Genomic DNA, 11,951 nt, shown 5'->3' with positions numbered 1-11,951 from the left:
CAGCTGTCGACCGCTGAGTACTGCCAGCGCCCACTCCAGCGGGCCCTCCCCGATGAACCGCGCTAACAACCAGCTGAGGGCCAGGCAGCCGAGGATGAAGACGACCGCCGGCTTCCAGCCGAAGGGCAGCCAGGAAGGCGGGTGCTGGACTGGGCTGATCGGGGCGGTCGAGGGCGCCCGCGGCGTAACGTTCAGTGGATGCAGCTGACCGCGATCCGCGCCGACATCACCACCCTGACGGTGGATGCCGTTGTCAACGCTGCAAATTCATCCCTCATGGGTGGCGGCGGGGTCGACGGCGCCATACATCGGGCGGGTGGGCCGGAGATCCTGCGGCACTGCCAGGAGCTGCGCGATTCGCGGTTCCCGGACGGTTTGCCGACCGGGCAAGCAGTGGCGACGACCGCGGGCAACCTGCCGGCGCGATGGGTGATCCACACCGTCGGACCGGTCTTCTCCAAGCGGGAGGACCGCTCGGCGCTGCTCGCCGACTGCTATCGCAACTCGCTGCGGGTCGCGGACGAGCTGGGCGCCCGGACCGTTGCCTTCCCGGCGGTCTCCGCGGGCATCTTCGGCTGGCCGATGGACGACGCTGCCCGGATCGCCATACAGACGGTGCGCGACAGCGGCGGTTCGCTCGCCGAGGTCACCTTCGCGTTGTTCTCCGGAGAGGCGCTCGCGTGCTTCGAGCGGGCGCTCACGGACAGGTGATCAAAAGGGTGCCGATCGACCGGTAGACTGTCGACCTCCCGCCGCCTTGTGCGGCTGCCGCACGCCCTGATGTCGGCAGCCCGCGTCGCGGCGCGTTATACGTCCTGAGCGCCGACGGCGTCCGTCGATCCGAAAGAGAAGAGCTGAACGTGGCATCCACCAACGACCTGAAGAACGGTCTGGTCCTCAAGATCGACAACCAGCTGTGGTCTGTGGTCGAGTTCCAGCACGTCAAGCCCGGCAAGGGCCCGGCGTTCGTGCGCACCAAGCTGAAGAATGTCCTGTCCGGCAAGACCGTCGACCGGACCTTCAACGCCGGCGTCAAGGTGGAGACGGCCAGCGTCGACCGCTCGGACATGCAGTACCTCTACAACGACGGCACCGACTACATCTTCATGGACACCAAGACCTACGACCAGCTGCCGATCTCGGCAGCCACCGTGGGCAAGGCCGCCGACTACCTGCTGGAGAACCAGGAAGCCATCGTCGCGCAGCACGACGGCTCGGTCCTGTATGTCGAACTGCCCGCGTCCGTCGTGCTGGAGATCAGCCACACCGAGCCGGGCCTGCAGGGCGACCGCTCGTCCGGCGGCACCAAGCCGGCCACCCTGGAGACCGGCGCCGAGATCCAGGTGCCGCTCTTCCTCGAGCAGGGCACCAAGGTAAAGGTCGACACCCGCGACGGTTCCTACCTCGGCCGCGTCAGCTGACGATGTCCCAAACGCCGGACACCTCCGCCCGTCGCGGCTCACGCAGCAAGGCGCGCAAGAAGGCACTCGATCTGCTCTTCGAGGCCGAGCAGCGCGCTGTCAACGCCCGCGAACTGGTCGACCAGCGGGTTGACGTGCCCACCACGCAGGCGCCGCTTCCGGACTACACGGTGCAGATCGTGCGCGGTGTGGTCGAGCACTGGGGTGCGATCAACGATGCGCTGCAGACCTACAGCACCAGCGACTGGCCGCCGGAGCGGATGCCTGCCGTCGACCGTTCGCTGCTGCGTGCCGCGACCTGGGAGCTGGTCTGGGCCGAAGGTGTCGATGCGCCGGTGGTGATCTCCGAGGCGGTCAAGCTCGCCCAGGAGTTGTCGACCGACAGCTCCCCGAAGTTCGTCAACGGCTTGCTCGACAAGATCGCCGCCGTCAAGCAGTCGCTCGCCTGACGGAGCCGATCCCGTGCTGAGAGGGTCGTAGTCGGTATGACGGCCGAACTTCAGCGCACCGGTCAGGTGACGACCGACGCTCCCGTGCGGAATCCGCGGTGGGCGGTCGTCGACCTGTTGCGCGGTGTCGCGATCGTTGCGGTGGTCGCGTTCCATCTGACCTGGGACCTGGGTGACCTCGGCCTGATCTCCTGGCGGATCAGCGCGCACTGGTCGGGCAAGGTCATCGCGCATTCGATTGCCGGGTCGTTCCTGTTCCTGGTCGGGGTGTCACTCGTGCTGGCGCACCGGCGGGGGATCCGATGGCGAGCTTTCTGTCGTCGCGAGCTGCAACTTGTGGTCCTCGCGCTGGTCATCACCGCCGCCAGCGCGGTCTATCAGCCGCGCGAAATCGTCACCTTCGGCATCCTGCACGCCATCGCCGTGGTCTCATTGCTGGCGCTGCTTGCGGTGCGAGCGCCGCGCTGGGTTCCTTGGGCGCTGGCTGCGGTTTCCGTAGCGCTCCCCTGGCTGGTGCACCTGCCCGGCCGGTCGCCGTGGATCTCTTGGACCGGGCTGGCCGACGGCACCCAGCCGTCGTTGGACTGGCAGCCGGTGCTCCCCTGGATAGCGTTGGCCTTCGTGGGGATTGGCGTGATGCGGCCGTTGGTCGTCGCCGCCGAGGGAGGCACGACAGTAGCGGGATTGCGGTCGTGGCGGCCTGCCTCGTCGCCGACGCGCGGGTTGGGGTGGCTCGGGCGCCATACCCTCGCGATCTATGTGCTTCACCAGCCCGTGCTGTATGGCGCCCTCTGGCTCCTCGCCTGACCGTTGCGTGGACGTGGTGCGGGCCACACCGCCGGTAGCGGTACCCTTGCCGCGTTCGACATCCTTTAACGATTCCGTCCTGTGAGGCGGCGAAGGAGGTCCTGACGCATGGAGCGTCCCGACTCAGATATGTCCGGGTACGAGCAGGCTGCGCAGCCGCCGGGCCGGATCGTGCTCACCTCATCCGACATCTCCCGTGCCCTGCGACGCATCGCGCACGAGATTGTCGAGCACAACAAGGGAGTGCAGGACCTCGTGGTCCTCGGCATCCCGACTCGCGGTGAGGCGCTCGCGCACCGGATCGTCGCGTTGTTGCGCGAGATCGAAGGCGCCGACGTCCCCGTCGGATCGCTCGACACGACGATGTACCGCGACGACCTCCGTAGCCAACCGACCCGTGCGGTCGGCGCCACCACGGTTCCCGAGGGCGGGGTCGACGGGAAGATCGTGGTCCTGGTCGACGACGTGCTCTACTCCGGCCGCACCGTGCGCGCCGCGCTCGACGCGCTGGGCGACCTCGGCCGCCCGAGAGCCGTCCGGCTTGCAGTCCTGGTCGACCGCGGGCACCGCGAGCTGCCGATCCGGGCCGACCACGTCGGCAAGAACCTCCCGACCGCCCGGTCCGAGCGGGTCAGCGTGCGACTGGCCGATCCGGACGGCGTCGAGGAAGTCCGGATCGCGGAAGGGGTCTCATGAAGCACCTGTTGTCGGCGGCGGACCTCAGTCGCGAAGACGCCCGGCAGATCCTGGACACCGCCGCCCAGATGCACGAGGTGCAGCGGCGTGAGGTCAAGAAGCTACCGGTCCTGCGCGGCCGCACGGTCGTCAACCTCTTCTTCGAGGACTCCACCCGCACCCGGTCGTCCTTCGAGATCGCCGGCAAGTGGCTGTCCGCCGACGTCATCAACGTCTCGGCGAAGGGCTCGTCCGTGAGCAAGGGGAGTCGCTGCGGGACACGGCCATGACGGTCGCGGCGATGGGGGTCGACGCCCTCGTCATACGCCATCATGCGAGCGGGGCACCCCTGCAGGTGACCGACTGGGTGGACGCCGTGGTGATCAACGCGGGCGACGGCACTCACGAGCACCCCACCCAGGCACTGCTCGACGCCTACACGATGCAAGCCCGGCTCGGCGATCTCGCCGGCAAGCGGATCGGCATCATCGGCGACCTGACGCACTCGCGGGTCGTGCGCAGCAACTTGATCCTGCTGCGCACGCTCGGCGCGGACGTCACCCTCGTCGCGCCGCCCACGCTGATGCCCAGCGGGATCGCGGATTGGGCTGCGGCAGAAGGCTTTTCGTATACCTACGACTTCGACGAAGTCCTCCCGAAGCTGGACGCGGCGATGATGCTGCGGGTTCAGAAGGAGCGTATGTCGGGAGGCTTCTTCCCGACGCCGCGCGAATACACGGTCGGCTACGGCCTGACTCGCGACCGGCTGCGCGCGCTGCCCGAGCACGCGGTGATCTGCCACCCGGGACCGATGAACCGCGGCCTGGAAATCACCGCCGACGCCGCGGACGAAGCCCGGTCGCTCATCCTCGACCAGGTGTCGGCCGGTGTCGCGGTGCGGATGAGCGTGCTCTACCACCTGCTCGGAGGCGAAGGCGAATGACGAGTTACCTGATTCAGGGCGCCGACCTGCTCGGCACCGGCCGGCAGGACCTGCTGGTCAAGGACGGTGTGATCGCCGAGGTCGGCAAGGTCACGGCCGGTGACGCGACGGTGATCGACGCCGACGGTCTGGTCGCACTGCCCGGGCTGGTCGACCTGCACACCCACCTGCGGGAGCCCGGCCGCGAGGACGCCGAGACCGTCGCGACCGGATCTGCGGCGGCAGCAGCCGGCGGCTTCACCGCGATCCTGGCGATGGCCAACACCAACCCGGTGACCGACACCGCCGAAGCGGCCGAGCGGGTGCTCGACCTGGGCCGTGCGTGCGGACTGGTCGACGTGCAGCCGGTCGGGGCGGTCTCCAAGGGCCTCGCCGGTGCGGAGCTCGCCGAGCTCGGCCTGATGGCGCGCAGTCGCGCCGCGGTGCGGGTCTTCTCCGACGACGGCAAGTGTGTGCACGACGCGCGGTTGATGCGCCGGGCGCTGGAATACGTGAAGACCTTCGGCGGCGTCGTGTCCCAGCACGCGCAGGAGCCGCGGCTTGCCGACTCGGGCGCGTGCTGCCACGAGGGTGAGCTCTCCGGGCGGCTCGGCCTGCCCGGGTGGCCCGGTGTGGCCGAGGAAGTCATCGTCGCGCGAGACGTGATGCTTGCTCGCCATACCGGCTCCCGAGTGCACATCGCGCACGTCTCCACGGCAGGTTCGGTGGAGGTGTTGCGCTGGGCGAAGTCCCAGGGCATCGCGGTCACCGCCGAAGTCACGCCGCATCACCTGATGCTGGACACCGAGCTGCTCTCCGGCTACGACCCCACCTACAAGGTCAACCCGCCGCTGCGGCCCACCGAGGACATCGCCGAGCTGCGAAAAGCCTTGGCAGACGGGACGATCGACGCGGTCGCAACCGACCACGCACCCCACGCGCGTCATGACAAGGAGCACGCGTTCGCGGAAGCCGCGTTCGGGATGCTCGGCCTGGAGCAGGCGCTCCAGGTGGTCAACACGGTGATGGTGCAGACCGGCCTGATGACCTGGGAGCAGGCGGCAGCGGCGATGTCGACCACCCCGGCACGCATCGCCGGACTCACCGGGCACGGGCGTCCGCTCGCCGCAGGCGAGCCCGCCAACATCACCCTCATCGACCCGACCGCAAAGGTTGAGGTCGACCGCGCCGACTCGCACTCACTGTCGCGGAACAACCCATGGCACGCCATGACACTCACCGGTCGGGTGCAGTCCACGCTGCTGCGTGGCCGACCGACGCTGCTCGACCAGGAGGTCCACGTATGACGACGACTACCGGCATCGACCCACTCACCGGACGCGGTCGCGCCACCCTGGTCCTCGAGGACGGCACCGTCTTCACCGGCCTGGCGTATGGCGCCATCGGCGAGACCTTCGGCGAGGCTGTCTTCTCGACCGGCATGACCGGCTATCAGGAGACGCTGACCGACCCCAGCTATCACCGCCAGGTGGTGGTGATGACCGCACCGCACATCGGCAACACCGGTGTGAACGATGAGGATTCGGAGTCCAAGCGCATCTGGGTGAGTGGGTATGTCGTGCGCGACCCCTCGCCGCGACCGTCCAACTGGCGCTCGCAACGCACCCTTGAGGACGAGCTCGCCGAGCAGGGGGTCGTCGGGATCTGTGACATCGACACCCGGGCATTGACCCGGCACCTGCGGGAGTCCGGTGCGATGCGAGTCGGCATCTTCTCCCGCACCGGCGACTCTGCCGAAGCGCTGACCCAACGAGTGCGGGAGCAGCCGCAGATGGCTGGCGCCGAGTTGGCGTCCGAGGTCAGCACCGACGAGCCGTATGTCGTGCCGGCACAAGGGGATCGGCGCTTCACCGTCGCCGCACTCGACCTCGGCATCAAGGCGATGACGCCCCAGCGGCTCGCCGAACGCGGCATCGAGGTGCACGTGCTGCCGGCGGACAGCACCTTCGAGCAGATCCAGGCGGTGCAGCCGGACGGCGTCTTCTTCTCCAACGGTCCCGGAGACCCGGCAACCGCACCGCAGGTCGACGTTCTGCAGCAGGTGCTCGCGGCCAAGATCCCGTTCTTCGGTATCTGCTTCGGCAACCAACTGCTCGGCCGAGCGCTCGGCTTCGGCACCTACAAGCTGAAGTACGGCCACCGCGGGATCAACCAGCCAGTGCTCGACCGGACGACCGGCAAGGTCGAGGTCACGGCCCACAACCACGGCTTTGCGGTCGACGCGCCACGCGATGGCGAGCCGGTCCAAGCGCCTGCGGGTGAGTCTTTCGGCAAGGTGCGTGTCTCGCACATCTGCCTCAACGACGATGTGGTCGAGGGGCTGGAATGCCTTGATATTCCTGCCTTCTCGGTCCAGTACCACCCCGAGGCCGCCGCCGGGCCACACGACGCGGCATACCTCTTCGACCGGTTTGTCGGCCTTTTGGAACGGGGTCTCGATACGCCCTCCGCTAGCGCTCCGGGCTACTCGACCACCTTGACGAATGAGGAGAACAAGTAATGCCGAAGCGGGACGACATCAAGAGTGTCCTGGTGATCGGCTCCGGCCCGATCGTCATCGGGCAGGCGTGCGAGTTCGACTACTCCGGCACCCAGGCCTGCCGGGTGCTGCGCGAAGAGGGCCTGCGGGTGGTGCTGGTCAACTCCAACCCGGCGACGATCATGACCGACCCGGAGTTCGCGGACGCGACCTACATCGAGCCGATCACCCCGGAGGTGGTCGAGACCATCATCGCCAAGGAACGTCCCGACGCCGTGCTGGCGACGCTGGGCGGCCAGACCGCGCTCAACACCGCGATCGCGCTGCACGAGGCCGGGGTGCTGGAGAAGTACAACTGCCCGCTGATCGGCGCGAGTGTCGAGGCCATCCAGCTGGGCGAGGACCGTCAGCGGTTCAAGGGCGTCGTCGAGCGCTGTGGAGCGGAGTCGGCCAAGTCGATCATCTGCCACACGATGGACGAATGCATCGCTGCCGCAAACAAACTCGGCTACCCGATGGTCGTGCGTCCGTCATTCACCATGGGCGGGCTCGGCTCCGGGTTCGCGTATGACGAGCGGGACCTGCGGCGGATCGCCGGTGCCGGACTGCATGCCAGCCCGACCACGGAGGTGCTCCTGGAGGAGTCGATCCTGGGCTGGAAGGAGTACGAGCTCGAGGTCATGCGCGACCACGCCGACAACGTCGTGGTCGTCTGCTCGATCGAGAACGTCGACCCGGTCGGCGTGCACACCGGTGACTCGATCACGGTTGCTCCCGCGCTGACGCTGACCGACCGCGAATACCAGCAGATGCGCGACATCGGTATCGCCGTCATCCGAGAGGTCGGGGTCGAGACCGGCGGCTGCAACATACAGTTCGCGATCGACCCGGAGAACGGCCGGATCATCGTCATCGAGATGAACCCCCGCGTATCCCGCTCGTCCGCATTGGCTTCCAAGGCAACGGGATTCCCGATCGCGAAGATCGCCGCGAAGATGGCGATCGGCTACACCCTCGACGAAGTGCCCAATGACATCACCCGCGAGACCCCGGCCAGCTTCGAGCCGACGCTCGACTACGTCGTGGTCAAGGTGCCGCGCTTCGCGTTCGAGAAGTTCCCCGCGGCGGACCCGACGCTGACCACGACGATGAAGTCGGTCGGCGAAGCGATGGCGATCGGCCGCAACTTCACCGAGGCGCTGCAGAAGGCGTTGCGGTCGCTGGAACGCAGCGGTGCGACGTTCCACTGGGACCCGGACAACGCGCCCAGCCGCGAGATGGGCCGGGCACTGCTGGAGCAGGCCGGCACTCCGACCGATGGTCGAATCGTGCTGGTACAGCAGGCGCTTCGCGCGGGCCTGACCGTCGAGGAGGTCTTCGACGGCACCAAGATCGACCCCTGGTTCCTCGACCAGATCCAACTGATCAACAAGATGGCCGGCATCATCGCCGACGCCGACCAGCTCACTCCGGAATTGCTGCGGCTGGCCAAGCGACACGGGTTCTCCGACCAGCAGATCGCCCAACTGGCCGAGATGCCGGAGGCGGTCGTGCGTGGCCTGCGCTACGCGCTCGGCGTGCGGCCGGTCTACAAGACCGTCGACACCTGCGCGGCCGAGTTCGCGGCGCAAACGCCCTACTACTACTCCAGTTACGACCAGGAGAACGAAGTGTTGCCGCGTGAGCGGCCTGCGGTGCTCATCCTCGGCTCCGGACCCAACCGGATCGGCCAGGGTGTCGAGTTCGACTACTCCTGCGTCCACGCGTCGTTCGCCTTGCAGGACAAGGGTTTCGACACGGTCATGATCAACTGCAACCCCGAGACGGTGTCGACCGACTACGACACCTCCAGCCGGCTCTACTTCGAGCCGTTGACGCTGGAGGACGTGCTCGAGGTCGTGCATGCCGAGCGGCAGGCCGGCCCGATCGCCGGCGTGATCGTGCAACTCGGCGGCCAGACACCGCTCGGCCTCGCGCAGGCGCTCAAGGACGCCGGCGTGCCGATCGTGGGCACCTCGCCCGAGGCGATCGACCTCGCCGAGGACCGCGGTGCGTTCGGCCGCGTGCTCGCCGAAGCCGATCTTCCGTCGCCGAAGCACGGCACGGCATACAGCGTCGACGAGGCGCTGGCGGTCGCGCACGAGATCGGTTATCCCGTGCTCGTCCGCCCGTCATACGTGCTGGGCGGCCGTGGCATGGAGATCGTGTATGACGACGCCACCCTGAACGACTACGTCACCCGGGCGACACACGCGTCCAGCGAGCATCCGGTGCTGGTGGACCGCTTCCTGGACGATGCGATCGAGATCGATGTGGACGCGCTCTTCGATGGCACCGACATGTACCTCGGCGGCATCATGGAACACATCGAGGAGGCCGGTATCCACTCCGGCGACTCCGCCTGCACGCTGCCGCCGGTGACATTGGGAGCCGAGGAGATCGAACGGGTGCGCACTTCCACCCGGGCGCTGGCCGAAGGCGTCGGCGTGCGCGGTCTGATCAACGTGCAGTACGCCCTCGCACACGACACGCTCTATGTGCTCGAGGCCAATCCGCGGGCCAGTCGCACCGTGCCGTTCGTCGCCAAGGCGACCGGCGTGCCGCTGGCCAAGGCGGCGGCGCGGGTGATGCTGGGCGAGTCGATCCAGGACCTGCGCGATGACGGCCTGCTGCCACCTGTCGGTGACGGCGGGATGTTGCCGGCCGACTCGTCCATCGCGGTGAAGGAAGCCGTGCTGCCGTTCAAGCGGTTCCGTACCCACGATGGCGATGTCGTCGACAGCCTGCTTGGTCCGGAGATGCGCTCCACGGGTGAAGTGATGGGCTTCGACGACGATTTCGGCTCGGCATTCGCCAAGAGTCAGCTGGGTTCGGTCACCGGACTGCCGCGCGAGGGCTCGATCTTCGTCTCGGTCGCCAACCGAGACAAGCGGGCGATGATCTTCCCGGTCAAGCGACTGGCCGACCTCGGCTTCAGCATCCTGGCGACGGCCGGCACGGCAGATGTGTTGCGGCGCAACGGTATCCAGGCCGAAGTGGTGCGCAAGCACAGTGCGGGTCCGGGTGCGAACGGCGAACCCACGATCGTCGACCGGATCCAGGCCGGGGATGTCGCAATGGTGGTCAACACGCCGTCCGGGCAGGGCGCCCGGGCCGACGGCTACGCCATACGTGCTGCCACCACGAGCATGGATCGTCCGATCATCACGACGGTGCAGCAACTAGCCGCAGCCGTCCAGGGCATCGAGGCGCAGTTGGCCGGGCCGTTCCGGGTCAAGCCGTTGCAGGTGCATGCGCAGGAGCTCGATCTTTACGGCCGCGGCCGGGGCTGACTCGGGAGGAGACTGTGATGGGCGCAGAGCAGGAGCGGAAAGTCCTGGACCCCTTCGGTATTCGACTTGGTGAAGCGGTCGACCAGCATGGCCCGGTGTGCGTCGGGATCGATCCGCACGCGTCCTTGCTGGCGGAATGGGGGCTGCCGCATTCGGTCAAGGGGCTCCGGCAGTTCGCCGAGATCGCCGTGGAGGCATTCGGTGGCGCAGCCGCGATCGTGAAGCCGCAGAGCGCGTTCTTCGAACGATTCGGCGCGGCCGGTGTCGAGGTGCTGGAAGACGTGCTCGCCGGGTTGCGTGAGATGGGCACCCTGAGCCTGTTGGACGTCAAGCGCGGTGACATCGGGTCGACGATGGCGGCATACGCGCAGGCCTACCTCTGCGACGACTCACCCTTGCGCGCCGACGCCATCACGGTTAGCCCCTTCCTCGGATTCGGTTCTCTCGCACCGGCTTTCGACCTGGCAAAGCGAACCGGGCGTGGCGTCTTCGTGCTCGCGATGACCTCCAACCCGGAGGGCGCCCGGGTCCAGCACGCGGTCTGGGAGCAAGACACCGTCAGTGGCGCGATCATCGACGACGTCGCCGACGCCAACGCGCTCGCTCCGGCGGGCACGTTCGGAGACGTCGGCATGGTCGTCGGGGCGACCGTCGGCAAGGACATCGCCGAGCTCGGCCTCGCCGAGCGGATCGCACAGTCGCGCGCGCCTCTACTGGCTCCCGGCCTGGGCGCGCAGGGCGCGACGATCGGCGACATCGGGCGCGGCTTCGGCGCGGCTGCTGCGCTGGTGCTGCCGGCGACGTCACGCGCGATCCTGAGCGCCGGACCGGACGTCGCCGCCTTGCGGGAGGCGTTGCACACCGTGCAGCAGGAGGCGTCGACCCTGCGGTCGGTTATCGAGCGAGACGCCTGACGAATTACTACGTGAGGTAGTAGAATGGCGTCGACCGGGTGACCTGGGCATCGGGGCCCAGCGCATCGGGCTGAACGCGAAGGAGTCTGCGCTGATGATTCTTGTCGGGTATGACGGTTCGAAACAATCCGGCGCCGCCGTCCAGTGGGCCGCGCGGATCGCGATGCGTCGTCAGGAAGCGCTCGAGGTGCTCGCGGCAGTGCCGATGCCGGTGGTCCATCCGGGGAGTTCCTCCCGCCGGTCACGGCAGACGAATTCGTCGCGGAGGCAACCAAAGTCGCCGCAGACGGCGTCAGTCTCGCTCGGGCGGAGGGCGCAACCGAAGTCACTGGTCGTGGTGTCACCGACAACCCGGCGCACGCGCTTGTCGAGGCATCGGCGGACGCCTCGCTGGTCGTCGTCGGCAACCGCGGCCACCACGAATTGGTCGAGACCATGCTGGGATCCGTCGGCTACGCCGTCTCGGCGCACGCCGCATGCCCGGCCGTCATCGTTCGGGGCGCCGACGCCGGTCGACTGGACCGTGTCGTACTCGCGTATGACGGATCCGAGCCGGCCGAGCGGGACGCGGTCTTCGCCGCGGAAACCGCACAGAAGGCCGGCGCCTCGTTGCACATCGTCGGCGCGTGGAGCGATCCTTCGGTGACCTATGGCCTGCCGGTGGTGGGCGATGCCAAAGAGATCGCCGAGGACGTCCACAAGGAGTTGCAGGCTGCCCGGGAGAGCGTGCTGGCGACACATCCGGAGCTCACGGTGACGACCGAGGTGACGCGTGGTGAGGCCCCCGTCGAGATCGCCCGGATCGCCGCGGGTGCCGGCCTGCTCGTCGTGGGCAGCCGTGGCCGAGGTGGCTTCCGCTCGCTGCTGCTCGGCTCGGTGAGCAGGCGACTGGTCTCGACTGCGCCGTGTCCGGTCGCGGTGGTCCGCTGAC

Annotated in this window: 10 protein-coding genes and 2 pseudogenes; all 12 read left to right on the top strand. The window is 68.0% G+C overall.

Features of this window, described 5'->3' with window-relative positions; genetic code table 11:
- Positions 1-198: 198 nt before the first annotated feature.
- The 12 genes and pseudogenes from ACFQDH_RS19435 to ACFQDH_RS19380 all read left to right on the top strand — a co-directional run bounded on the left by ACFQDH_RS19435 (position 199) and on the right by ACFQDH_RS19380 (position 11,950).
- Positions 199-711, top strand: a complete 513-nt coding sequence (locus tag ACFQDH_RS19435) for an O-acetyl-ADP-ribose deacetylase (protein ID WP_382404032.1) — start codon at positions 199-201, stop codon at positions 709-711.
- 149 nt (positions 712-860) lie between these two features.
- On the top strand, positions 861-1,421 hold the full coding sequence (gene efp / locus ACFQDH_RS19430) for an elongation factor P (RefSeq protein ID WP_382404031.1): 561 nt from the start codon (positions 861-863) through the stop codon (positions 1,419-1,421).
- Between the two features lie 2 nt (positions 1,422-1,423).
- The gene (gene nusB, locus ACFQDH_RS19425; RefSeq protein WP_382404030.1) at positions 1,424-1,870 is read left to right on the top strand and encodes a transcription antitermination factor NusB; all 447 of its coding nucleotides are present in this window, start codon (positions 1,424-1,426) and stop codon (positions 1,868-1,870) included.
- Positions 1,871-1,906: 36 nt separating this feature from the next.
- A complete protein-coding gene (locus ACFQDH_RS19420; RefSeq protein ID WP_382404029.1) occupies positions 1,907-2,677 on the top strand; it encodes an acetyltransferase domain-containing protein in 771 nt (256 codons plus the stop codon).
- A 108-nt stretch (positions 2,678-2,785) separates the two neighbouring features.
- Positions 2,786-3,373: a bifunctional pyr operon transcriptional regulator/uracil phosphoribosyltransferase PyrR gene (pyrR, locus tag ACFQDH_RS19415; protein ID WP_382404028.1), complete on the top strand. Its 588-nt coding sequence runs from the start codon at positions 2,786-2,788 to the stop codon at positions 3,371-3,373.
- Positions 3,370-4,295: pseudogene (locus ACFQDH_RS19410) on the top strand (aspartate carbamoyltransferase catalytic subunit). The gene pyrR and the pseudogene ACFQDH_RS19410 overlap by 4 nt, the downstream one beginning before the upstream one ends.
- A complete protein-coding gene (locus tag ACFQDH_RS19405) occupies positions 4,292-5,581 on the top strand; it encodes a dihydroorotase (protein ID WP_382404027.1) in 1,290 nt (429 codons plus the stop codon). The pseudogene ACFQDH_RS19410 and the gene ACFQDH_RS19405 overlap by 4 nt, the downstream one beginning before the upstream one ends.
- Positions 5,578-6,795 (top strand): glutamine-hydrolyzing carbamoyl-phosphate synthase small subunit, encoded by a 1,218-nt coding sequence (gene carA, locus ACFQDH_RS19400; protein WP_382404026.1) that lies wholly within the window; start codon positions 5,578-5,580, stop codon positions 6,793-6,795. Before ACFQDH_RS19405 ends, carA begins: the two co-directional genes overlap by 4 nt.
- Entirely contained in the window at positions 6,795-10,106 is a 3,312-nt protein-coding gene (gene carB / locus ACFQDH_RS19395; protein WP_382404025.1) for a carbamoyl-phosphate synthase large subunit, read from the top strand. The genes carA and carB overlap by 1 nt, the downstream gene beginning before the upstream one ends.
- Positions 10,107-10,123: 17 nt before the next feature.
- Positions 10,124-11,020: an orotidine-5'-phosphate decarboxylase gene (gene pyrF / locus ACFQDH_RS19390; protein WP_382404024.1), complete on the top strand. Its 897-nt coding sequence runs from the start codon at positions 10,124-10,126 to the stop codon at positions 11,018-11,020.
- A gap of 94 nt (positions 11,021-11,114) precedes the next feature.
- Positions 11,115-11,458 (top strand): annotated as a pseudogene (locus ACFQDH_RS19385) (universal stress protein); the annotation flags it as partial.
- Positions 11,456-11,950, top strand: coding sequence for a universal stress protein (locus tag ACFQDH_RS19380; protein WP_382404907.1), 495 nt, complete (start codon positions 11,456-11,458; stop codon positions 11,948-11,950). The pseudogene ACFQDH_RS19385 and the gene ACFQDH_RS19380, both read left to right, overlap by 3 nt.
- Position 11,951 lies beyond the last annotated feature (1 nt).

The organism is Flexivirga alba (assembly GCF_042661025.1).
GTDB classification, from domain to species: Bacteria; Actinomycetota; Actinomycetes; order Actinomycetales; family Dermatophilaceae; genus Flexivirga; species Flexivirga alba.
Note: the sequence above shows the minus strand (reverse complement) of the source record. Positions and strands in the feature narration are given on the sequence as shown.

Coding starts and splice junctions, on each gene's coding strand:
- ACFQDH_RS19380 (WP_382404907.1), top strand. CDS start 11,456: ATGCTGGGATCCGTCGGCTACGCCGTCTCGGCGCACGCCGCATGCCCG.
- pyrR (WP_382404028.1), top strand. CDS start 2,786: ATGGAGCGTCCCGACTCAGATATGTCCGGGTACGAGCAGGCTGCGCAG.
- nusB (WP_382404030.1), top strand. CDS start 1,424: ATGTCCCAAACGCCGGACACCTCCGCCCGTCGCGGCTCACGCAGCAAG.
- pyrF (WP_382404024.1), top strand. CDS start 10,124: ATGGGCGCAGAGCAGGAGCGGAAAGTCCTGGACCCCTTCGGTATTCGA.
- carA (WP_382404026.1), top strand. CDS start 5,578: ATGACGACGACTACCGGCATCGACCCACTCACCGGACGCGGTCGCGCC.
- ACFQDH_RS19420 (WP_382404029.1), top strand. CDS start 1,907: ATGACGGCCGAACTTCAGCGCACCGGTCAGGTGACGACCGACGCTCCC.
- ACFQDH_RS19435 (WP_382404032.1), top strand. CDS start 199: ATGCAGCTGACCGCGATCCGCGCCGACATCACCACCCTGACGGTGGAT.
- ACFQDH_RS19405 (WP_382404027.1), top strand. CDS start 4,292: ATGACGAGTTACCTGATTCAGGGCGCCGACCTGCTCGGCACCGGCCGG.
- carB (WP_382404025.1), top strand. CDS start 6,795: ATGCCGAAGCGGGACGACATCAAGAGTGTCCTGGTGATCGGCTCCGGC.